Origin of the sequence: Limnohabitans sp. DCL3 (assembly GCF_048019295.1) — a bacterium.
In the GTDB taxonomy this organism is placed as follows: Bacteria; Pseudomonadota; Gammaproteobacteria; order Burkholderiales; family Burkholderiaceae_C; genus Limnohabitans_A.
The window spans coordinates 1,779,222-1,800,706 of record NZ_CP171842.1; the positions used below are offsets into that span (position 1 = coordinate 1,779,222).

Sequence of the window (21,485 nt, forward strand, 5' to 3'; positions counted from 1 at the left end):
ATGAACTTCCTCGCAGCCGATGTGATTGAAAGGTTCTATACCTTTCTCTGGCCGATGCTGCGCATTTCGGCGCTGATGATCACAGCCCCCATTTTCTCCATCAACGCGTTCAACCTGCGCTTGCGCATCTTGATGGCTTTGGTCTTGGCCTGGCTGGTTTACCCCCTGCACACCTGGCCTGTGATCGACCCCTCCACCGCCCCCGGACTGATCGAGGTGTTCAACCAAATCATGATCGGCGCCGTCATGGGCCTCATCATGCAGGTGGTGGTGGCCGCCATGGTGGTGGGCGGGCAAAGCATTGCCGCCGCCATGGGCTTGTCCATGGCCAGCATGATGGACCCCAACATGGGCAACGTGCCCGTCATTTCTCAGTTGATGATCGTGATGTCGACCCTGATTTTTGTGGGTTTTGGTGGTCACGCCATCCTGCTGGGGATCATCTCTGAGTCATTCTTTTCCCTGCCCATTGGCACCTCCATCCTGAACCAAGATGTGTATGGGCGCGTGCTGCAGTGGAGTTCCATGATTTTCCTGGGCGCGGTTTTGATGGCACTGCCCGTGATGGTGTCGCTGCTGTTCATCAACGTGGGTTTGGGCGTGGTCACCCGCGCTGCGCCCAGCTTGAACATTTTTGCGGTCGGTTTCCCCGCGCTGATCATTGGGGGTTTTTTGATTTTGATCATGTCCCTAGAGAGCATCGGTGCCCGCATCGAATGGCTTTGGGTGCAAGGTTTCACCGTGGTGCGTGACGTGATGGGGGTGCCCCATGTCTGATGCCTCGAGTGACGACAAAACAGAAGACCCGACGGGCAGGAAACTCAGCAACGCCAGAGAGCAAGGCCAAGTGGCCCGCTCCGCGGAGTTGCCCGCCGCCGTCATCGTCATCGGCGCACTCACCATGCTTTTGATGAGCGGTGGTTGGTTGGTCAGCCGCATGGCCCAAATCTTTGCCAACGGTTTTGTTTTTGACCGCACCACCATTGACAAGCCACTGCTGCTGCCAGCGCACTTTGGCGACCAACTGTTGTCGTCGTTCATCACCGTGCTGCCCATCATGGTGTTCACCGTGATCGCGGCGATCGTGGCCTCCGGCGTGACGGGGGGCTATTTGTTTTCAATGCAGGCGGTCACTCCCAAAGCCTCCAAACTGAGCCTGATGAGTGGGCTCAAGCGCATTTTTGGGACCCACGCTTTGGTCGAGCTGGGCAAAGCCATTCTCAAATTCACCTTGGTCTCCACCGTGCTCTGGTGGTCCTTGATGAGCAACATGGACTCGTTGATCCAAATGGGTCGAATGGGCTTGGAGCCGGCCTTGACGGCTGCGGCGGTCATGATCATGAAATCGACGCTGTGGGTCGCCTTGAGCCTGGCGGTCATTGCAATGATCGATGTGCCCTACCAAAAATATGCCTTCATGAAACAGATGCGCATGACCAAGCAAGAGGTCAAGGACGAGTACAAGCAAATGGAAGGTAGCCCGGAAGTCAAGGCCCAAATCCGCAGGCGTCAACGCGAGATGGCCAACTCGCGCATGATGGCCCGCATCAAGGATGCCGACGTCGTGATCACCAACCCCGAGCACTTTGCGGTGGCCCTGGAATACGACCCCACCGGCGACGGTGCGCCCATCATGGTGGCCAAAGGTTCGGACCACATGGCCCAACTCATCCGCGAAGAAGCCAAAGCGCACGGGGTCTATCTGTTTGAGGCAGCGCCCTTGGCGCGGGCCATTTACTTCACCACCGAAATCGAGCAACAAGTGCCCGAAGACCTCTACCACGCCGTGGCGCAAGTCATCGCCTACGTCTTCAGCCTGGAGGCGGCTTCACCCATGAACCCACCGCAAGCCAAACCCCGCGTGAAAGTCCCACCCAACATGCAGTTCAACCCCGACGGCAGTCGGCTTGAGAAAGCGGGTGCCACAGCATGAACATCCAGATCCACCCCGAAACCAGCGCTTTGAACTCTTACGTCTTCCGGGCAGCCGACCGCATGCGCATCGATGGCTGCGCCAACGCCGTGGCCCACGAAGGCCTGAGCCTGGCGCTGTATTGCCCTTTTGAGGCCCTGCTCGATCACTACATGAATTTGCTGCTGGTGCGCGTGCGCCAACAAGCGCCAGATCACCGCATCGAGGTCTACTTTCCGGCCAACACCGACTCCCTCTTGGGGCGATTCAATGAAGTGCTGGCCAGCCAGTCACTGCACCAAGCGGTCAAAGCCAACGGCAGCGCAAACCAGGCCCAAATCTGGATCGTGCATGACGCTCAGACACTGCCAGAGAGCGAAATCCAATTGCTGGCACGCCTCATTCAAAATTTCCCAGGCGCCAATATCCGGGCCATTTTGTTGATGTCTGGCCCAGCCAACGCGCACAAATCACCTTTGTCGGCCTTTGGCCGCAAAATTTTGCGCTGGGACATCGAAGCCCCCAGCGAGGAGCAAGCGCAAGCGGCCTTGGATCAAGCCCGACAGGATGGGAATTTGAACGCGGTTCAGCCCTTGATCCAGCGCATCCAGCGCCAGCAGCGCCCGGCGGCAGACACGCCTTTGGATGCACCCGAGTTGCTCGCCAGCCCCACAGCACAGTCCCCCGCCGCTGAACCCGTGGCCAGCGGCAAATTGCAGCAACAACTGCAGGCCTTCCAAAAGCACGGGGCCTCGGCCCTGCAAACTTGGCGCAAGCCCAGCCCTGGAGCTTGGCTGCGCCAAAACCACAAGTTGGTGCTGGGCATCGCCTTCGCCATGGGCATGTCCACGCTCATGATGCTTTGGATCCAGCCAGAAGCCTTTGGATTGAAGGCGGCCAAGCCCTTGCTGGTCACGCCTTCGCTGCCACCCCAGTTGGCAGCGCCCGCCAACGCGGCGGCGAGCACACCCGCCAGCGCGACAGAACCCAGCAACGCGGCATCGGCCGCTGCGGCCTCGTCCGGACCTGATGCACCGCCCGCTCAAGCCCCAAACACCCCACCACCGGCACCCGTGGCCTTGGCCAACACCCCGGCCGACACGGCCATAGAGACGCCCGAAGGCACGCTCAAAGGTCAAGAGTGGTTGCGCAAGCTCGACGCCAACACCTTTTTGTTGCAACACGGGACTGCCAGCAGCTATGCCAAAGTCTTGGACATCCAACGTCGCCACCCGCCTTTGAAAGATGCCCAAATCATCGCGGCCTACCGCCCAGGTGAAAAATTGGCGCACTTTGTGATCGTCTCGGGTCCTTACAGCAATGTGGGTCAGGGCTATGAGGCATCCAAGCGGCCGGGCATTCCGCGCAGCTGGGTACGCCCCACGCGCGGCTTGCAAGAACAGCTCAAAAGCCCGACCTGAGTCCTGAAAGCCCTGCCATGACCAAGAAAAAAGTACAGCCCCCAGCATCGCCTGAAGCAGCGCCGCCCAGCCGCGATGCTTCGTTGGCCCCGGCCGTGGCAGCCCCTCGCCAACGCACGGCAGCCAAGGGCCCCAAATCGGTCACCCCTGCGCCTGCGCCTGCGCCTGCGCCTGCGCCTGCTCCTGCTCCTGCTCCTGCTCCTGCTCCTGCTCCTGCTCCTGCTCCTGCGCCTGCCCGTGCACGTGCTGCTGCGGCTAAAACGCCAGCGCGTGCGCCTGCTCGTGCGCGTGCGGCTGCGCCCGCGCCCGCACCGAAGCCAGCCAGCACACGGCTTGCTGCCGCGAAGCGATCCGCCGCCTCTGCCCCCCCCCCAGCGGCCAAGACCCCCAGCCCACCAGCCACCAGGTCTGTGGCCCGATCGGCCGCGCCCACCCGAGGGCGCAAAACGCCCCGGACACCCCCAGTCGCCAAGCCCCTCCAGCGGGATGAGGTTGTGCAGGCAGAACCTTGGTTGGAAGACGATGGGCTGACGCAAGCCGCGAGCGGCACAACGCCCCCGCCAACGACCGCCCCCATGCCCGCGCCACCCGCCGAGCACACGGCCACTGAACAGCCAAGCCCGGAGGCCACGACACCACCCGTGTTGAGTGTGGCCGAACTCTGGGAGCAAGACAGCCCCATCAGGACCCGCATCGGCCAGTTGAAAACACGCAATTCACTTTTGGAAGAACAACTCCAAAGATTGCGTCCCCCCGTCCCAGTCCGAGGAAAGAAAAAATGAGCGAGAACACTTTCAAGCCCGCCGAAGAACCCATCGACATCGCTGAGGTCGAAGGCCGCGAATCGTCGCCCACCGAGCCTGCGCGCGATTCGGCAGCGCCCGCTGCAGCCCCCGAAGCCACAGCAGCCAGTCATACACCGGTCAAACCCATGCATGTGGGCATCACCGTGGACCAAAGGGCTTACCAGCAATACCAATCCCTGGCACAGGTGGTGCTCGACTCTGCGGAACTGGCCACCAAGTCCGCCGAAGCGGCCACCAGCGTGAGCAGCCATCTGCGGCGGGCCACCGATGAGTTCAAGGAAGTGACCGACGCGAACCACAAAAAAGCGCGCCTGTTGATGGCCGTCATGGGCGGCGTCATGGTCCTGAGCCTGATTTTCTTTTTGATCATGGGGGTTCGCTTGGTCAGCCGCATCAACCAGTTGGATGCCATGCTGATCGCCGTGGGCAAGCGTGTGGTTGAACTCAACACCGGCATGGAGTCACTGGAAGGGGTCAATCAAAGCGTCAAAGAACTGGCTTCACAACAGGTGGCTCTGACCAAGTCCCAGGGCCAGATTGAGGGCCGCATCGACGCCTCGCTCAAACAGTCGGAGAGCTTGGTGCAAAAAGTACCGAGTGAAACCGCCAAACAAGTGGCCGCGAGCAGCGACTCGGTGATTCGCCAGGTTCAAGGCATCCATGCGAAATTGCAAACCCAGGCCAATGCGGTGCAAAACTTGGGCAACGAAGTCAAGTCATTGAAGTCGGCGGTGGGCAATGTAGACGGACTCAAACGCGATGTGGAAGCCTTGGTGACCCTGCAAAAAGAGCGTTACCTGGAGACGGTGCAAAAGAACAATGCCACCAGCTCACGTGAGCGCGCGGTGCAGTTTCCGAGATTCAGTGCCGCCAAGCCAGGCGACGGCAATGCCCCCAATGGCACGCCCGCTGTTTCGCCCAATGCGGCGGCAGCACCGGCCAACAAGCCCTGAACCGTGCCCAGGAGCGCGCTCACTCGATGCACACGGCAATGTACGTCAGGACAAAAACACCGTTGGGTGGAATTTTTCGCCAGTAACCCATTTCTTCCACGGTGAACAGTTTTTGTCCTGTCATTTTCGGACCTGCATAGCTGGTCATCTGGCCCAAACGATGCATCTTGTAATTGCAGTCGTACTCGTTCAAGTAGCGCCGTGATTGCACGCCTTGCGCATCGGGCTTTTTCAAGTCCTGCATTTCCCAAACACGGCGAATGGTGTCTTCCTTTTCAATGCTGCTGCGGTTGACGTACAGCGTCACCTCCTCCGATTCGCCAATCCGGGTCCACGCTTGAGCGGCGCTCGGCAGCCAGGCTGCCCACATGGCCAAACAGCCCAGGCCAATGGCCCGTCGGGCGCGCATGGAAAACAAAGGCAAAGTCATGTCTTCTCTCAAAAATAAGTTCCGGCCAAGGTGATGGCCTGTCCACCGGTGCCCAATTTGAAGCGCGAGATGCCCGGCAAGTCGTGGGTGTTGACGCCCCCCAAATCCAGCACCTCCAAGCCCAAGCCTTTCAGGTGGATCACCGAGGCCCACAACAAAGCGTTGTGGGCACTGAGCTGGCGGCCTTGTTCATCGGCCCATCCCATATGGTAACTGGCGACTCGACCGTGAATCAAAAACAGCATGCCCGCGATGGTGTTCTTGCCCACTTCGGCATAGGCCACCGCAAAGGCTTGCCGATGATCAGCAGCGGCCGCAATGTAGGCCTGCACAAACTGGGTGGGCAGGCCATGAAACTTTTTCGCTTCACGCTGGTCCAGCTCTTTGCCGAGCAACCAGTCGCACCGCTTCAAACTCGGTTGCACATGGCAACGGATGTGGTCGTTCGACAAGGCCTTGTTCAAGCGGTTTCGCCACTTGCCGTCCAAACCGGCTTTCAAGGCGGGCAGGGTTTGCGTCAAATCGAGCAGCACGGTGGCGTAACCGGTCATCACGCGTGACATCCCCTGGATTTCAATGGGGTCCAATTGCGCCTGGCTGCGGTCGGGCGAGAACAAGGGGACTTTGAGCCAAGGCACAGGCAAGCTTTGTCGCAAGCGCTTGTACACCGCCGAACGCTGCTGGGCCGTCACATCAGGGTGCCAGACAGGACCTCGCGAACAGGAGGCCACCGACAAATAACCCAACCAGCGTTTGCACACAAACTGGGCCAAGGCCACGAGGCGATCGTCTTGCCAGACCATCGCGCGGTGCACGCGCACACCCAAAGCCAGCAAGGCCTCACCGTAGCGCCAAGACTGCTGCAATGCGCCATGCTGGGCCGAATGAAATTCTTCCCACTGCGCCTGCGGCAAAGACCCCCATTTCACTTCCATATCGTCATAATAGGCAAATTTCTCAAATTCACTCAAGATACCGCATTTGCATCCGATTTACACCGGTGTGAATGGAATTTCAAGCCATGTCGTCCCGTCCAGATCCCCGCATCCTCGGGCATGACATGCCCAAAGCCCGTTTGACAGCGTCAGGTTGGGCTTGGATCGCACTTTATGTGGGTTTGCCCATTCTGTTGCTGGGCAATGCGATGGACTTGTTTTTTCAGTGGACATGGGGATGGTGCATCGGTGTGTGGTGCATGGTTTAAATCAAAAGGGCCAGCATGTTTTTCTTTATCGGTTTGGCAGTGGTGTTCGGCGCCGTCTTCGGTGGCTACATACTTGCGGGCGGCAAAATGGCGCCCATCATCAAGGCCGCGCCTTTCGAGTTCATCATCATTGGTGGCTCCGCCATCGGGGCCTCTTTGATTGCAAACAGTTTTCCCGTCTTCAAAGCGGCCATGGGCGGCATTGGCAAATGCATCAAGGGCCCCAGTTTTCACCAAGCCGATTACTTGGCCTTGATGCTGTTGGTGGGCAAGTTGCAAGCCGTCATGAAAAAAGAAGGGGTGGTGGCTTTGGAGTCGCACGTTGAAAACCCCGATTCCAGCGCGATTTTTGGCGAATTCCCCAAACTGGCCAAAGACCATTCCATTGTTCAGATGATCTGTGATCCGCTGCGTCTGATGGTGATTTCCCAGGGCAACCTGGACGCCGACGCCTTGGACGATTTGATGAAAAAAGCCATCAAGGTGCACCACCACGAGGCCTTGCTCGCGCCCGCAGCGCTGGCCGGTATCGCAGGCGGCTTGCCTGCGCTGGGTATTGTGGCCTGCGTTTTGGGTGTGGTGAAGACCATGGGTGCGATCGATCAACCCCCACCTGTGCTGGGTGCGCTGATTGGTGCCGCCTTGGTGGGGACCCTGATGGGTGTGTTCTTGGCGTACGGCATGTTCGAGCCGTTTTCGGGTCGCTTGACGCAAATCATCAACGAAGACGCTCAAGCCTTTGACGTGATTCGCGAAATGATCGTGGGCAACCTCAAGGGCTACCCCCAACCGCTGATCATCGAGTCAGCACGTGCTTGCATCGCGCACCACAATCAACCGAGTTTTTCGGAAGTCTTTGACGGCATGCGAGGCTCTTGATGGCAGAGGCAGACAAAGCCGCCGCGGGAACGCCCGAAGAAGTGGCAGCGGCCGAAGCCGCGGCCGCAGAGGCTCTGCGGCCCATCATCGTTGTCAAGAAGATCATTGCCGACGATGGCCATGCGGGCGCCCACGGCGGGGCCTGGAAAATTGCGCTGGCCGACATGATGACGGCCATGATGGCTTTCTTCTTGCTGATGTGGTTGTTGGGCGCCAGCACCGAAGACAAGAAAAAAAGTGTCGCCGACTACTTCCGCCCTGCATCGCACAGCCAAATTTCCATGGGTGAGCTGGCCGGCTCCAACGGTTTGTTTGGCGGCACCTCCATCATCGACCCCGACGGCTTTCCATTTTCTTCCAAACAAACCGCCATGCTCGAGCGCCTGACCCCTCAGGCCCAAGGCGGACCTGGAGAAAGCTTTGGTTCCTCCAAAGAGGAAAACAACAAGGATGGCCCGTCTGAACAAGACCCCGGCAAGGAAAGCGGCACCGGCACTCCCAGCGAAAAGCAAGACAAGCAAAACTTTGACAAGCTGGAAAAAGAAATCAAACAAAAACTGTCAGAGAGCAAACAATTCGAGAAGATCAAAGACCAAGTCAGCATCACCCGCGACAAGGAAGGCCTGCGCATCGAGGTGATCGACAAAGCCGATTTCGCGATGTACGGCTCCGGCGGCGCCGAAATGGGCGCCAAGGCAGCGGCATTGATGTCGGAGGTGACCAAATCCCTCAAGCCTTTGCCGAACAAATTGGCCATCCGGGGGCACACCGACAGCACAGGCTTCCCGCCTGAGAGCATGCGCAACAACTGGAGCTTGTCGACCGAGCGAGCCGATGCGACGCGCCAATTCATGCAAAGTCAGGGCATTGGTGCCAACCGTTTCTCGCGCATTGAAGGGGTGGCCGATACCAACCCGAATGTGCCCGGCAACCCGGCCGACCCGCGCAACCGCAGGGTCAGCATCACGGTGCTCAACCAATGACCTCGCCCTTGGCCCTTTGGACACGCGCGCTGCCATGAGGGCCGTATTTTTTCCACCCCAAAACGCCCAGCGGGAGGTTCATCCATGTTGAAAAATATCGCCATTGGCATCGTCATCGGTCTGTTGGTGATGGGGGGCATTTGGGGCTTGGTGCACCTCATGGGTGACAACAGCCAAGTGTCTGCCGAGTTCACTGCCCCCAAAAGCATGCCGGGCGGCAGCAAGGGTGTGATGGACTTGATCTGTGAATTGGAGTTGGACCTGGACGGTCAATTGGCCTTGGGCATCAAGGAAAACGAACCAGCACGGGTGGCCATGGCACAGATCGATTTCGAGCAGAAATCTGGCTGGTACCAAGGCCGCATCGCCATCTCCGAAAGCCGCGCCGGCTCCCTCACTTTGATGGGAACACGTGTCAAAGTCTATCGGCCAGCCATGTTCCAGCGTTTTGGCGTCATGATCTCTGGCGAGGAGTTTGTGGTGGACCGCAAAACCGGTCGTTTTGAACAGTCGCTCAGTTTGTCCGATGGGCGCACGGTCAAACTCATCAAGGGCACTTGCGCCCATGTGATCAAACCCCCTTTCTGACCCAGGGCGGCGGCCGCATCAGGCCACGTTGCGCAGTTCGTACTTGTTGATTTTTTCAATCAAAGTGGTTCTTTGGAGCTGCAGCAGTTTGGCCGTTTGAGAAACATTGCCTTGGGTGCGAGCGAGTGCTTGCTCGATCAAGCTGCGCTCGACTTCGATCAAATGCTGCTTGAGCGACATGCCCTCGGGCGGCAAGGTTTGGATGCCCTGCGCCAGCAAAATCGCTTGCTCCACCTCATTGATCTCATCGTTCGATGCCGACACAGGCGCGGGGCTGTAGGTGTGAGCGGGCATGCTGAAAGAACCCGAAGAACTCGAGAGCAAGTGGGCCATCGGATCGTCTTCGCGGTCAAACGGCGAAGCACCCAGCGACTCAGGCCCTCTGTGCAAGCCAAAAAGCAAGCCATCTTCTGCGGGCGCGGCCACCTGCGAGACCACCGCCGCGTCTTCCAAGGAAGGCTGAAAGGTCGAGGGCGCGGTCAAGCCATGCTGGGCCAACCATTCGGCCTGCAAAGCGGCCATGCCCAGGGGCATCATGCAGGCCGGCACGGTTTGAACATGCAGCACTTGCGCGGGGTACAGGGTTGAAAAACGGTCAACCAGGTTGGACAACTCGCGCACATTGCCCGGCCAGCTGTAGGACTGCATCAGCTGCATCATCTCGGCCGAAAAACGCACCGCACGGACATGCGGCAGCGCATGCTTGTCCGCATAAAAGTGCAGCAATGCCGCCACGTCGGAGGGCCGCTCGCGCAAGGGCGTGGTGGTCACCGGCAACACGTTGATGCGGTAATACAAATCTTCCCGGAAACGGCCAGCCTCGACCTCGGCTTCCAGTTTTTTGTGGGTGGCGGCCACCACACGCACATCCAGTGGCACTTCTTTGGAGGCACCCACAGGCAAAATGCAGCGCTCTTGCAGCACACGCAGAAGCTTGACTTGCATGTCCATGGGCAAATCGCCGATTTCGTCCAGAAACAGTGTGCCACCGTGGGCGAGTTCAAAGCGCCCCAAACGGTCTGACACCGCCCCGGTGAAACTGCCCTTGCGGTGCCCAAACAGCTCACTCTCGATCAAATCACGGGGAATTGCGCCACAGTTGATGGGCACAAATGGGCCCGAGGCCCGAGGGCCCTGCATGTGCAGCGACTGCGCCACCAGCTCTTTGCCCGTTCCGCTCTCACCAGTGATCAGCGCGGTCGATGCCGACGCCGACAAAGTCTTGATCAAGTCACGCAAGAAAAGCGTGGCTTGGCTGTCTCCAATGATGAGCGGCTGGTTGTGGGGTTTCATCCAAGAATGACCAAAAGATCGTGGTGCCTCACAGGGAAAGGGCCAATCATTTGATCTTTTTCAACACCGTGCTGAAACGACACAAATGACAATATCTGCGTTTATAAATCAAAATTCACACTTTGACCAACTTTAAATGATCACTTAAGGACGCAATCGCCCGAAATCGTGTCTTTTGGCGGGTTTTTGAGACACTGTCCACCGCCCGTCCATCGGAGAAAGCGGAGCGGGGCACTCAAGACTTTCGGTGTGCTGTCGATACTTCCATCAAGACAAATCAGCTGGGTCAGTGCTCTCTACCGCACCCAGTCACTGGAGTTTCAAGATGTTTTTTCACCGATCCCTGGCGTTCTCTTTGCTCGGCTTGCTCACCTTGGCGGGCTGCAGCACCACATCCCTGAACGCGCTGATCGCCCCGCCGCCCAAAGTGGAAGCCACCGCGTCCATGATCACGCCGATGGTGGAGAAACGTGAGACCCTGGTGGCCACCGGTTATGCGGTCATCAGCGTTCAAAACCACAAGAACCCAGCCCAGCAGCGTTTGCTGGCCATCCGCGCCTCCAAACTGGACGCCTACCGCTCCCTGACCGAGCAGGTGTATGGACAGCAACTCGATGCGACCACGACCGTGGCCGACATGACCGTGATGAGCGACACCTTCCGGGCCAAGGTCGAGGGCGTGATTTACGGCGCTGTGCTGGTCAGCATTGCCCCCGTGGGTGAGGACACTTACGAAACCACGCTGTCGCTGGACCAACAGGTGGTGCGTGACCTGCGTAGCCTGTATCTGAACCAGCTGGCTGCTCGCCGCCGCTGACACCATGCGCACGCCAGCCCCTTTCCCTCGCGCCTGCCGATGGCGCCACTGCTTGGCCTTGGTGCTGGGCAGCGCAGTGGTCATGACGGCACAGGCCCAGAACAGCCCCTTGGACAGTGTCGCCAAGACCGATGGGGCCGCTCCCGCCAGCACCAGCCGGCAAGAAGGTCGGTCAGCGCGCGCGGCCACCGCGAAACAACACGAAGCCCAACTGGGCGCCATCCGCCAAGCCATTTTGCAGGCCACCATGGATCGCCCCACCCGTGTGCTCAGCAGCGCCTGGATCGATGACAAGGGCGCCCTCCATGAAAGTGCGCATTTCCAATCCGAAGCCGAGGTGCGGGGCGTGCGCGTGCTGTCGTATGTGCAAGACGAACAGGACACCCCGCCGCAAGTGAGCGCCGAAGTGCTGCCGTGGGGTTGGCGTGCAGCCCAGACCAAGGCCACCGAGTGCAAGGCCCCTCCCCGGCCATGGCGCTTGCCGCTGGTGCTGCAGACCCGGGTGGAGCCCGGCTTCACAGGCCCCCAGCAGTTTGCCAGTCAGTCTTTGATGCAAGTGGTTGACCAGTCTTGGACACAGCAAATGCAAGCCTCTCAGCGCTGGCGTGCCCAATACAACTCGGCACCTCCGGCCAACGCTTACCTGCGCGCTTTGACCGGGCCAAGCGAGAGCCCAACGGGCTGGACCGCCGAATTGGTGCTCAAGCCCCATGCACCAGAGCCCGAACTGTCGGCGCGCCAAGTCTGGCAAGACCTGCGCAAAAATGAACCCGACTGGCGCTGGACTTTGAGCTTCACACTTGGCGAAAGGCATGCCAGCCAAGGCCCGATTGAGCCCCGTTGGCAGATTGAACAGGTGATCACCATCGCGCCACAAGATGCCAGCCAGCATCCCAGCGCTTGGGTCCATCGCCTGAAGGAGCAGCTGCAACAGCAGATGCACACCTGGGTGGCGCAGCTGGACAAACGCTCGGCCTGCGAACCCATTCAATTCCATGTGCGGCGCACCCCAGCGAACCAACTCACCTTGCAAGCGGGTGTGGAGAGCGGCCTGCGGCCAGGAGACCGTGTTTTGTTGATCAACCCCAGTCACGTGCCCAGCCAAATGCTGGAGCCAGGTGCTACGCAGCATCTGGCGCTGGCCCAAGTGGTCAACGTGGGACGTGATCGCACCGAACTGCAACAATTGGCAGGCCCCGCATTGGCCGATCAAGGCCACTGGATGGCCCTGCCACTTTGATCCAACCGCTTGAATCCAACATGGACCACCGCCTCATGAGCCCACGCATTGACACCTCTCCCCGGCCCACATTGGCACGCCTGCGGTGGGCGGCGTGGGGGCCGCTGGTGGCCGCCCTGGCCTGCCCTGCGGTCATGGCGGCGGACACCTCGGCCGCGGCCGCCGCTGCGCTCAAAGTGCTGTCAGCCCCCCTGGATGACAGCCCAAGTCATGCGGCCTCCACGGGCGGCGGCGCCAACGGCTTGAGCGCAGAAGGCCCACGCATCACGGTTCAAAAAGGCGAGAGCATTGACGCGGTGTTGCGGCGCGGCTTGCCGGGCATGCCCTTCAAAGACGAGTTCATGCGCCAGGCTTTGGCCAAGGCCAATCCCAAGATTTTCCCGAGAGGGACCACGTACCCGGTGCGTCCCGGCACGGTCTTGACGCTGCCCTCGGTGGAAGCCTTGCGCCAGCACCTGCTGGCGCAAAGCCCACAAGCGGCCGCTTTGTTTCAGGCTCCAGTGCCCAAAGAGGACACACCAGAATCCAACACCGGACCTGACAAACGCCGTTGGGTGCGCTTTCCTTGAAACCGCACAGAGGCCGTCCGGCATGATCACAGGGGCCGAAACCGCCCACCTCACCCCCAAAACGCCCACCATCTACCTGGAAGGCAAGCTGCCCCTCGTGATTGAGCGCACGGCGGCCGAATTGGGCTTGCGAGATGGCCAGGTGGTGCAAGGCACGCTCGAGTCCAAACTCGAGAACTTGCGCCTGAACCTGCAGAACCTGCAGCCCGGGGCCTACATTGACCTGCCCAAAGAGTTGCCAGCAGGTTTGCGCCTGGCCTCGGGCGATACCGCCTTGTTCAGGGTTCAGGTCTTGGCCAATGGCAGCATCGTGCTGCGACCGCTGCAAGCACCGCCTGCGGCGGCCCCTGCGGCGCCGGCCGCCACAGCGCCCACACTGCCGGGCCGCACCGAGCAACTGGGTTTTCGGCCACCGGACATGCAGGCCTTGGCCCAATTGCTCCGACCTGGCGTGCTGGAAGGCATGCTGCAAGGCTTGCAAGCGGCTGCGCCTGGGCTCCAAGCCTTGCAACAATGGCTCAAGTTGCGCCCCGGCATGGCCCAGTTGACCCCCGAAAAGTTGCAACAAGCCATGCAGCGCAGCGGTTTCATGACCGAACACCTGCTCAGCCAGGGCATGGGGGCAGGACTGATCGATCTCAAAAGCGTCTTGCGCCAGTTGCTGCGCGGGGGCTCGAGCGTGGACAAAGACGGACGCCTGCAGGACAGCCTGGACGACATCGAGTCGCGCCAGTTGTTGGGCCAAGAAAGCATCGATGGGCGCGAGTGGGTGTTTTCCATGATGCTGCCCTTTGCCGACGCCGAGCCGGTGGCCCTGCGCTGGGCACGCGCCAGGCGTCAACCCGGCCAAGCCAAGCCCCCTTTGGTCATCCACTTGCACACCCGGAATCGGGATTTGGGCGAAATCTGGCTGCAAACCCGCATCAGTGCGCAAACCGATGTGGACATGTGCATGTGGGCCGAGCGCGAAGATGTCGCAGCGCGGGCCAAAGCATTGGCCAGCAACTTGGAACAAGAACTCGACAGCGCCGGCCTGAACATGACCCGACTGCAGATCATCCACGGCCAAGGGCCCCAAGAGCCCATGCGCTATGCGCCACCCAGCATGGGCAGTTTGCTGGATGTGCAGACATGAAAAATCCGCTCAAAGAAGCCATCGCTTTGGAGTACGGCGCCCGCAAAACGCCGGTCATCAGCGCCAAAGGTCAAGACGAGTTGGCGCAACACATCATCGAAGAAGCCTTGAAACACGGGGTGTATGTGGCGCAAGACCCACAGTTGCTGGCCCTGCTCAGCCGGGTCGACTTGGAGGCCGAAATCCCACCCGAGATGTACACCGCCGTGGCGGTCATTTTGTCTTGGGTGTACTGGCTCAAGGGCATGCGCCCGGGCGATGAGAAAAAACGAAGCTGAATGCGCGGCGCAGGGCCTCGGTGGTCTTCAAGCGAGCTGGTAGCCCCAGGCGCCGGAGCGACGCGCGATTTGCCCCATGCGGTCGTACAAATCCACAGAGGGCGCGGCGGATTCGCCTTGCAAGGCTTGCAAAGTGCCTTTGACCGCCTGCAATTGGCGCTGCAACAATTGGATGTTGCGCAAATGGTCTTGTTTGCTTTGGCGCAAACTGTCCTGTAACTGCTGCCAAACAATGGGCACCGGGTTTTGGGGTGCTGCCCACTCGGCCAGTTGGGCCAGTTGCTGCAGCAAAACATTTTTTTCTTCTTGAATGGCTTCGAAAGCGTTCAGATCACGCACCTTCAAGGCCTCAAACTCCAAACCCAAGATCTCCGCCAGCCGCGCCACCGCATCAGGCGCGCCCAGCAAAGCGGCGTCCCAAGAGGTGGGTTCGGTATCGGAGCGGGTCATGGGGGTCATTGGGATCTCAACCTTTGATCATTTTTTCGATCGCCACAAAGTTTTCAGCAATCCGGCGCGAGTCCACAGGGTACTGGCCCTGCTGGATCGCGGTCTTGATGGCTTGCACCTTGGCGCGGTCAAATTCGGGTTCTTGCATCACTTGCTGGGCCACTTTGCTCAAACGCAACTCATCCGTGGCAGGCGCAGCAGCGCGTGTCGCCTCCTGCGAAGCAGCGGCCAAGGCACGGGGCTCACCCTTGGCAACCGACGCGCGGTTGGCAGTTTCTATCTGGGCCTTGCGGCCTAAATGAGAGATGGGATCGGTCATATGGATTCTCTTTTCTGGTCTCTGAACATGGAGCTGAGACCTTGCTCGAATAGTGAGTCGGCATGAGATTCTAGAACTTGAGAGAAATGTTGATTATTTTGTGTCCGGGGGGGGGTCAAAGCCCCACCACCTGGTTCGGGCCTTGCACTCGGCCGCTCAATTCACGACCAGAATCGCGGTTTTTGAGCTTGATTTGATCGCCAAAACGCCCATCTTGCAGGGCTTCAACCCGCGCGGAAATTTGAAACCCCTGCGCCTGACCCACCGACAGCAGCACCATTTGGCCCCTTTTGACCAAGACCATGGGCCGAATGTCCTGACTGCGCAAGGGGGTACCGGGCCGCACATCCCGAACCGCTTCGGCATGCAGGAGCTCCGAGGCATGTTCCAACACATTCACAGGCATGTTGGAGGTATCGACCTCTTCACGGGAAACATGAGTCTCATTGAGCATCATGCCCCGTTGCAGCGGCACTTTGGCCACCAAGACCCACCGCTTGGCAGGCGCGGGCACTTTCACCTGAGTCGCCACCTCTGCTGGGGCTGGGGGCGGGATCTCGGGTGTCTGGCCCGCGACGCTGACACGCACAAATTGCTGCCACACAGGTTGGGCGCAGCGCACCCGAACGGTTTCGGCGTTTGAAAACGGCACATCCATGCGCAGGGCCTGGTCACAGGCGCGCACCTTGACCCGATTGTCCAAAGGGGCCAAGCTGACCTGCTCGGGCGAAACTTTGCGGGTTTGAGCCACCCACTTTTGGACCGAAGTCTGCAAGACCTCCGAGGCCGCGATGGGGGTGCCTTGAGGCTTGGCAGGGTTGGCGGCAAACGAGGACGTGCCGAGCAAGCACACCAACAAGCCCCAGCCCATGGCACGGACCATCAACACGTCAAGACAAACGCACAGCCCCTGCAAGAAGGGTGTCATGAGGGTGTGAAAGTTTTGACGATCGGTGTGCATGCGGCTTGTTAAGCAAAAACAAGACCAGCTTTGTCCGACAGCGCACGCGCTTGCCCAGCGGCAATGCTTTGCCGCCCATGACCAAAGCTTGCCGCATCCGGGGCGCATGCCGTGCTCAGCCGCTTGATCGGGTCGTCAAAAGGTGACAGAAAAACTTGGCACAACTTTTGCAGGTATCGGCACAAGCCCGCTCAACTTGAGGGGCAACGTCAAAAGATTGACGGCCCGTGAACATCGAACCCAAGTCCGTTGCCCAGGAGTCCAGATGAATTTGTTGAACCAAGCACTTGGCGTGCATGAACAAGCTTTGCAAGTCAAAAGCCGGCGCCTGGAAGTGTTGGCGCAAAACATTGCCAACGCCGACACCCCGCACTACAAGGCCCGTGACATCGATTTCAAGGCCGTGATGAGTGCCGCGCAGAAACAAGACACCGCCATGGTCGCCACCAACGCGGGGCACTTTGGCGCCGGTGAAGAGCTTGGCGCAGACGGCATGCGCTTTCGCACCCCGTTCAACACCTCATTTGACGGCAACACCGTGGAGATGAGCGTGGAACAAGCCCAATACGGCAAAGCGGCTGCCGACTACCAAGCCACCTTGAACTTTTTGGAAAACCGGGTCAGCAGCGTGCGCAAAGCCCTGCGAGGAGATTGATCATGAGCATGGACAACATCTTTGGCATCGCCGGCACAGCGCTCAACGCGCAACTGACCCGCATGAACGCCACCGCCTCCAACTTGGCCAACGCCGGCACGGTGGCCACCTCCGAAAAGGACGCGTTCAGGGCCAAACGCCCGGTCTTCAAAGCCTTGGTCGAGGAGCAAATGACCAACGCCGGGGCTTCCTACGTGGGCGGCGTGAAGATCGATCGCATGGTTGAAGACACCGTTGCGCCACGCCGCGTGTCTGACCCCAAAAACCCCATGGCCGACAAAGACGGCTATGTCTACCAGTCCAACGTCAGCGAAGTCACCGAGATGGTGGAAATGATGGCCGCTGCCCGCTCCTACCAAAACAACGTGGAAGTCATCAACACGGCGCGTCAACTGATGATGCGCACGCTGGACATCGCCAAAGCCTGATTCGAAAGCACCCCATGACCACCGCCACCTCAGCCAGCCTGCTCAAAAACGTCACACGCTACGAAGATGTGAAAGACAAGGGCACGTCCAAAACCCAAGAAGAGATGGGCAAGCAGGATTTCCTGACCTTGTTCACCGCCCAGCTGCAAAACCAAAACCCGCTGGAGCCCGTCAAAAACGAAGCGTTTGTCGCCCAGCTGGCGCAGTTCTCCCAGCTGGAAGCCTTGACCAACATGCAAACCTCTCTGGACACGTTTGTGGGCTCCATGTCGGGCGAGCGCATGCTCAACAGCGCCTCGTTGATTGGCAAAAAAGTGGCCATGAACGATACCCCCACATTGCTCACATCGGGCAACAGCCTGGACGCCACCATCGATTTGCCTGCGGGTGCCAGCGGCGTGCAGGTCAATGTGTTCGACAGCCAAGGTCGCCTGGTGCAAGAGCTGATCGCAGGTCCGCAATTGCCCGGCACCATGCCCTTCAACTGGAACGGTCTGGATGCCGCCGACAACCCGGTGCCCACGGGGCTTTACCGCCTCAGCGCCACTGCCGTGGTCAATGGTCAAACCACCACCGTGCCCGTCAGCACCCTCTCGACGGTGCGCGCCATCGCAACCAACCCCGGTGACGGCAGCGTCAGCGTGGAAGTCGATGGCGGCAAAACCATGTTGCTCAAAGACGTCCAGCGCGTGGGCCTGTAAACCAGCACCCCACCCCACCACGTCCTCACCCTACACCCCACGCATCACAGGAGCACTCTCGCATGTCCTTTTACACCTCACTCACCGGTTTGAACTCGGCCACCGCCCAATTGGCCGTGACCTCCAACAACATCGCCAACGTGGGCACCTCGGGCTTCAAGCGCTCACGGGCTGACTTTGGTGACATCTTCTCCACATCGCCTTTGCAAAAATCCTCCAGCAACATTGGCCAGGGCGTTTCGCTCAAGCAGGTGAGCCAGGAATTTAGCCAAGGCAACATCTCCACCTCCGGCAACTCGCTGGACCTGGCCATCACGGGTGACGGCTTCTTCCCCTTGAAGACCCCCGACGGCTTGCAGGACATCTACACGCGCAACGGCTCGTTCACACTGAATGACCAAAACAACGTGGTCAATTCCACGGGCCAGCGCCTCATGGCCGCGTCGGTGGACTCGTCCGGCAAAGCGGATTTGAAAAAACTCGCGGCCCTCACCATCCCGCCCAAGACGTCGGGCGAAGCGGTTGAAACCACACAAATCCAATTGGGTTTGAACTTGCCCGCCGACTCGGCCGTGATCACCGCCGATTTCGACCGCGCCAACCCCAACACTTACAACAAAAGCACGGCGCTGACGGTCTACGACAGTGGCGGTAACGGTTACTTGGCCACGGTCTATTACGCCAAAACCCAAAACGCCAGCCAGGCCAGCCCCTTCTCCAAATGGCAGACCTACTTTTTTGTGGGTGACACGGCCGTCAAGCCCGCTTTGCAGCAATCGACCAACACCACCGGCAGCCCCTTGTTTGTGAACAAATACGGCGATGTGCTGCCCAAGAGCGACCCCCGAGTGGTCCCCAGCTCGGGCACCACCGAGATGTACACCCTGGACCAACTCACAGCGGTCAGCGTGTCCGAACCCGCCACAGTCACCGGTGGCAGTGTGAAAAATTCGTATGCCGCGTCCAAGCTGACCTTCCCGCCCGCGGGATTGGCCACCGGCACGGCGCCGCTCGCCTTGACCATCGGCACCACCCCCCCTCAAACGATGAATTACACCCTCGGCGCGGGCGACCGTTACCCGGAAGTCGCGGCCAAAAACATCGAAAACGCGATCAACGCGAAACTGGCCTCGCAAGCCATCACCGACCGCGTCACCGTCAGCTACAACGGCTCGACCTTCGTCACCAGCGGTCTGTCTGTGAGCGGGCCCAACAGCACCAACCTGTTCGCGGCCACCACGGCGGCCCAGGCCACCGCGTTCACCAGCGCCATCAATCTGGAGTTGCAGGTCACCATCGACGGTGCCGGTCAAGCCGAAACCATCAACTACGCTGTCACCACGGCCGACACCGATCCAACCGTGCTTTCGCGCAATCTGGAAATCGCCATCAACAACAAATTGGGCGGTTTGGGCAACAGCGATGCGCGCTTTGGCATCGGCGTCAGTTTTGACCCAGAGACCGCCAAATTTTCATTCTCCTCGGGCACCACCGGCGACACCTCGAGCATCCGCATCTCGGGCGCCAACGACCAGGCCATCACCTTCCTGGGCCTGCCAGACCCGGCCTCGCCCACCAACAATGCGCTGGAGACCACCGCTTCTGAGAACTTGGCGCAGCGCGGCAAGGTGAGTGAAAAAGCGGTTCTGACGGGCGAAGTCATGACCATCAACACCAGCAAGAGCGTGTCGGTGTCGTCAAGCAACAAAGACTTCTTTGTGTCGGTCGATGGCATCTCCAGCCGCGTGGAGATGGACACGGGCTCTTACACCAACATGGACCAATTTGCCTTGGCCCTGCAGAACAAAATCAACGGTGTCTCCGAGCTGGAAACCGGACGGGCTGTGGAAGGGGTGAGCGTGGTTTTTGACTCCAAAACCAAGCAACTCAAATTCACCACCGGCACATCGGGCGACAATGCCTCGATCCAAGTCAGCGGCTCCGCAGACTGGGGTTTGGCCAACACCGAAATGCAGTTTGGCGCCACCTCCAACTGGATCAAGCTGGCCCAATTCACTGAAAACGGCGCTTTGCAATACGTCAAAAATGGCGAGCAAACAGAAGATGCGACCGGCTTGTCGAGCAAAACAGAATGGTGGCCGGTGTACCTCGACCGCGGTGAGTTGAGCTTTGACCTCACCGGCAAGCCCACTTCGCCGCTGACCGGCATGCCCTTTGAAACCGCCTTCTTGCAAGGCGGCAAAGGGGCCTTGACGATGTCCATCGATTTCACCAAGTCCACCCAATACTCGAGTGCTTTTGCGGTGCTGTCGCAGTCTCAGGACGGCGCGCCTGAAGGCGAGCTGATGGGTCTGAACATCAACCCAGACGGTCTGGTCAATGCCACCTACTCCAACGGTTCACAGGTGTCGCTGGGCAAAATCGTCTTGGCCAACTTCTCCAGCCCCTCTGGCCTGCGCCAGATCGGTGATGCGAGCTACCTGGCCTCGGCCACATCGGGTGGGGCCAAGATCGGCGAAGCCGGTTCGGCCGGCTTCGGAACGATCCGTGCGGGTGCCACCGAGCGCGCCAACGTGGACCTGACCCAAGAGCTGGTGGACCTGATCACTGCTCAGCGTAACTTCCAGGCCAACGCCAAAGCGATCGAGACCAGCAGCACCATGACCAGCGCGATCATCAACATCCGGGCTTGATGAACACCACGCCCTGACTGAACCTTTAAGAAATACACCATGGACCGCCTTGTCTTTACTTCCAACGCCACCATCAAGGAGCAGGCAACGGCTCGCCAGGTGCTGGTCAATGATTTGGCCAACGTGTCCACGGTGGGCTTCAAAAGCAGTTACGACGTGGCACTCAAGACCATCAAAGTCGATGGTCCAGGTTTTGACTCCCGCTACCAAGCTCAGGCCGTGGCCCGAGACCAGATCCGCCTCACGCCCGGCCCGGTCATGGCCACAGGCCGGCCCATGGACATCGCCTTGGCCGACAAAGCCGTGTTGGCGGTCCAAGCCCCGAATGGGGATCTGGCCTTCACACGCCGAGGGGACTTGAAAATCAACCCCCAAGGCCAGTTGGAAAACGGCTCCGGCCATTTGGTGCTGGGCAATGGTGGCCCGATTGCGGTCCCACCGGGCATGATGGTGAACATCAACCCCGATGGCACGGTCTACGCCAAAGACCCTGCGCAACCGAGCACAGCGCCCATGGTGTTGATTGACCAATTGCGCATGCGCGACGCCGGCGACGTCAAGCTCGGCCGTCGCGCAGACGGCTTGTTCAAAGTCGATGGGCAAGCCGACGGCGCTGACATCGCACAGGGCAACGCCCAGCCGCGCTTGATTCCCCAAGCTTTGGAAGGCAGCAACGTCAGCGCCATTGAAGCCATGACGCGGCTGATTGACCAATCGCGCAGTTTTGAAACCCAAATTCGCATCATCAAGGAAACCAAGGCACTCGACGAGTCCGGTGCTTCCATGATGAAACCCGCCTAAACACTGAC

25 protein-coding genes are annotated in these 21,485 nt (G+C 59.7%); 19 read left to right on the top strand and 6 right to left on the bottom strand.

Annotated elements, in window-relative coordinates:
- From fliR to ACHEXK_RS08055, 5 genes are read left to right on the top strand one after another with little or no spacing between them, the layout of a single operon-like run.
- Nucleotides 1-777, top strand: coding sequence for a flagellar biosynthetic protein FliR (gene fliR, locus ACHEXK_RS08035; RefSeq protein ID WP_416545032.1), 777 nt, complete (start codon nt 1-3; stop codon nt 775-777).
- On the top strand, nt 770-1,933 hold the full coding sequence (gene flhB / locus ACHEXK_RS08040) for a flagellar biosynthesis protein FlhB (RefSeq protein ID WP_416545034.1): 1,164 nt from the start codon (nt 770-772) through the stop codon (nt 1,931-1,933). Before fliR ends, flhB begins: the two co-directional genes overlap by 8 nt.
- Nucleotides 1,930-3,333 carry a hypothetical protein gene (locus ACHEXK_RS08045; protein WP_416545036.1) on the top strand — a complete coding sequence of 468 codons (1,404 nt, stop codon included), beginning with the start codon at nt 1,930-1,932 and terminating at the stop codon, nt 3,331-3,333. Before flhB ends, ACHEXK_RS08045 begins: the two co-directional genes overlap by 4 nt.
- A 17-nt stretch (nt 3,334-3,350) precedes the next feature.
- Nucleotides 3,351-4,115: a hypothetical protein gene (locus ACHEXK_RS08050; RefSeq protein WP_416545038.1), complete on the top strand. Its 765-nt coding sequence runs from the start codon at nt 3,351-3,353 to the stop codon at nt 4,113-4,115.
- Nucleotides 4,112-5,092 carry a hypothetical protein gene (locus tag ACHEXK_RS08055; RefSeq protein ID WP_416545040.1) on the top strand — a complete coding sequence of 327 codons (981 nt, stop codon included), beginning with the start codon at nt 4,112-4,114 and terminating at the stop codon, nt 5,090-5,092. The genes ACHEXK_RS08050 and ACHEXK_RS08055 overlap by 4 nt, the downstream gene beginning before the upstream one ends.
- A gap of 19 nt (nt 5,093-5,111) precedes the next feature.
- Here ACHEXK_RS08055 and ACHEXK_RS08060 read toward each other — a convergent pair whose 3' ends face one another.
- Together ACHEXK_RS08060 and ACHEXK_RS08065 are read right to left on the bottom strand one after the other, a co-directional pair.
- Entirely contained in the window at nt 5,112-5,522 is a 411-nt protein-coding gene (locus ACHEXK_RS08060; protein WP_416545042.1) for a surface-adhesin E family protein, read from the bottom strand.
- 8 nt (nt 5,523-5,530) lie between these two features.
- Nucleotides 5,531-6,457 carry a GNAT family N-acetyltransferase gene (locus tag ACHEXK_RS08065; RefSeq protein WP_416545043.1) on the bottom strand — a complete coding sequence of 309 codons (927 nt, stop codon included), beginning with the start codon at nt 6,455-6,457 and terminating at the stop codon, nt 5,531-5,533.
- Between the two features lie 86 nt (nt 6,458-6,543).
- On the opposite strand from ACHEXK_RS08065, the gene ACHEXK_RS08070 reads away from it, so the two are divergent.
- The 4 genes from ACHEXK_RS08070 (at nt 6,544) to ACHEXK_RS08085 (ending at nt 9,176) form a co-directional block, all read left to right on the top strand.
- A complete protein-coding gene (locus tag ACHEXK_RS08070) occupies nt 6,544-6,726 on the top strand; it encodes a hypothetical protein (RefSeq protein ID WP_416545045.1) in 183 nt (60 codons plus the stop codon).
- Nucleotides 6,727-6,741: 15 nt separating this feature from the next.
- Nucleotides 6,742-7,605, top strand: coding sequence for a flagellar motor stator protein MotA (motA, locus tag ACHEXK_RS08075; RefSeq protein ID WP_416545047.1), 864 nt, complete (start codon nt 6,742-6,744; stop codon nt 7,603-7,605).
- Nucleotides 7,605-8,588: a flagellar motor protein MotB gene (locus ACHEXK_RS08080; RefSeq protein WP_416545049.1), complete on the top strand. Its 984-nt coding sequence runs from the start codon at nt 7,605-7,607 to the stop codon at nt 8,586-8,588. Before motA ends, ACHEXK_RS08080 begins: the two co-directional genes overlap by 1 nt.
- An 84-nt stretch (nt 8,589-8,672) precedes the next feature.
- Nucleotides 8,673-9,176: a hypothetical protein gene (locus ACHEXK_RS08085; RefSeq protein ID WP_416545051.1), complete on the top strand. Its 504-nt coding sequence runs from the start codon at nt 8,673-8,675 to the stop codon at nt 9,174-9,176.
- Nucleotides 9,177-9,194: 18 nt separating this feature from the next.
- Here ACHEXK_RS08085 and ACHEXK_RS08090 read toward each other — a convergent pair whose 3' ends face one another.
- Entirely contained in the window at nt 9,195-10,469 is a 1,275-nt protein-coding gene (locus tag ACHEXK_RS08090; RefSeq protein WP_416545053.1) for a sigma-54 interaction domain-containing protein, read from the bottom strand.
- A 325-nt stretch (nt 10,470-10,794) separates the two neighbouring features.
- On the opposite strand from ACHEXK_RS08090, the gene ACHEXK_RS08095 reads away from it, so the two are divergent.
- Genes ACHEXK_RS08095 through ACHEXK_RS08115 form a run of 5 tightly spaced genes read left to right on the top strand, consistent with a single transcriptional unit; the run spans nt 10,795 to nt 14,508 of the window.
- Nucleotides 10,795-11,286: an LPP20 family lipoprotein gene (locus ACHEXK_RS08095; protein ID WP_416545055.1), complete on the top strand. Its 492-nt coding sequence runs from the start codon at nt 10,795-10,797 to the stop codon at nt 11,284-11,286.
- Between the two features lie 4 nt (nt 11,287-11,290).
- The gene (locus ACHEXK_RS08100) at nt 11,291-12,526 is read left to right on the top strand and encodes a hypothetical protein (protein WP_416545057.1); all 1,236 of its coding nucleotides are present in this window, start codon (nt 11,291-11,293) and stop codon (nt 12,524-12,526) included.
- Between the two features lie 35 nt (nt 12,527-12,561).
- The gene (locus tag ACHEXK_RS08105; protein ID WP_416545059.1) at nt 12,562-13,095 is read left to right on the top strand and encodes a hypothetical protein; all 534 of its coding nucleotides are present in this window, start codon (nt 12,562-12,564) and stop codon (nt 13,093-13,095) included.
- Nucleotides 13,096-13,117: 22 nt separating this feature from the next.
- The gene (locus ACHEXK_RS08110) at nt 13,118-14,230 is read left to right on the top strand and encodes a hypothetical protein (protein WP_416545061.1); all 1,113 of its coding nucleotides are present in this window, start codon (nt 13,118-13,120) and stop codon (nt 14,228-14,230) included.
- The gene (locus tag ACHEXK_RS08115; protein WP_416545063.1) at nt 14,227-14,508 is read left to right on the top strand and encodes an EscU/YscU/HrcU family type III secretion system export apparatus switch protein; all 282 of its coding nucleotides are present in this window, start codon (nt 14,227-14,229) and stop codon (nt 14,506-14,508) included. The genes ACHEXK_RS08110 and ACHEXK_RS08115 overlap by 4 nt, the downstream gene beginning before the upstream one ends.
- Before the next feature lie 27 nt (nt 14,509-14,535).
- Here ACHEXK_RS08115 and ACHEXK_RS08120 read toward each other — a convergent pair whose 3' ends face one another.
- The 3 genes from ACHEXK_RS08120 to flgA all read right to left on the bottom strand — a co-directional run bounded on the left by ACHEXK_RS08120 (nt 14,536) and on the right by flgA (nt 16,238).
- The gene (locus tag ACHEXK_RS08120; protein WP_416545065.1) at nt 14,536-14,958 is read right to left on the bottom strand and encodes a flagellar protein FlgN; all 423 of its coding nucleotides are present in this window, start codon (nt 14,956-14,958) and stop codon (nt 14,536-14,538) included.
- Between the two features lie 16 nt (nt 14,959-14,974).
- Nucleotides 14,975-15,277 (bottom strand): flagellar biosynthesis anti-sigma factor FlgM, encoded by a 303-nt coding sequence (flgM, locus tag ACHEXK_RS08125; protein ID WP_416545067.1) that lies wholly within the window; start codon nt 15,275-15,277, stop codon nt 14,975-14,977.
- A gap of 115 nt (nt 15,278-15,392) precedes the next feature.
- Nucleotides 15,393-16,238, bottom strand: a complete 846-nt coding sequence (gene flgA, locus ACHEXK_RS08130; protein ID WP_416545069.1) for a flagellar basal body P-ring formation chaperone FlgA — start codon at nt 16,236-16,238, stop codon at nt 15,393-15,395.
- A 265-nt stretch (nt 16,239-16,503) separates the two neighbouring features.
- Here flgA and flgB point away from each other — a divergent pair, with 265 nt between their 5' ends.
- The 5 genes from flgB (at nt 16,504) to ACHEXK_RS08155 (ending at nt 21,477) form a co-directional block, all read left to right on the top strand.
- Nucleotides 16,504-16,893 carry a flagellar basal body rod protein FlgB gene (gene flgB, locus ACHEXK_RS08135; RefSeq protein ID WP_416545071.1) on the top strand — a complete coding sequence of 130 codons (390 nt, stop codon included), beginning with the start codon at nt 16,504-16,506 and terminating at the stop codon, nt 16,891-16,893.
- Nucleotides 16,894-16,895: 2 nt separating this feature from the next.
- On the top strand, nt 16,896-17,321 hold the full coding sequence (gene flgC, locus ACHEXK_RS08140) for a flagellar basal body rod protein FlgC (RefSeq protein ID WP_416545073.1): 426 nt from the start codon (nt 16,896-16,898) through the stop codon (nt 17,319-17,321).
- A 14-nt stretch (nt 17,322-17,335) separates the two neighbouring features.
- Entirely contained in the window at nt 17,336-18,022 is a 687-nt protein-coding gene (locus ACHEXK_RS08145) for a flagellar hook assembly protein FlgD (RefSeq protein WP_416545075.1), read from the top strand.
- Nucleotides 18,023-18,084: 62 nt separating this feature from the next.
- Nucleotides 18,085-20,676: a flagellar hook-basal body complex protein gene (locus ACHEXK_RS08150; RefSeq protein ID WP_416545077.1), complete on the top strand. Its 2,592-nt coding sequence runs from the start codon at nt 18,085-18,087 to the stop codon at nt 20,674-20,676.
- A gap of 39 nt (nt 20,677-20,715) precedes the next feature.
- Entirely contained in the window at nt 20,716-21,477 is a 762-nt protein-coding gene (locus ACHEXK_RS08155) for a flagellar basal body rod protein FlgF (protein ID WP_416545079.1), read from the top strand.
- The last annotated feature ends 8 nt before the right edge of the window (nt 21,478-21,485 follow it).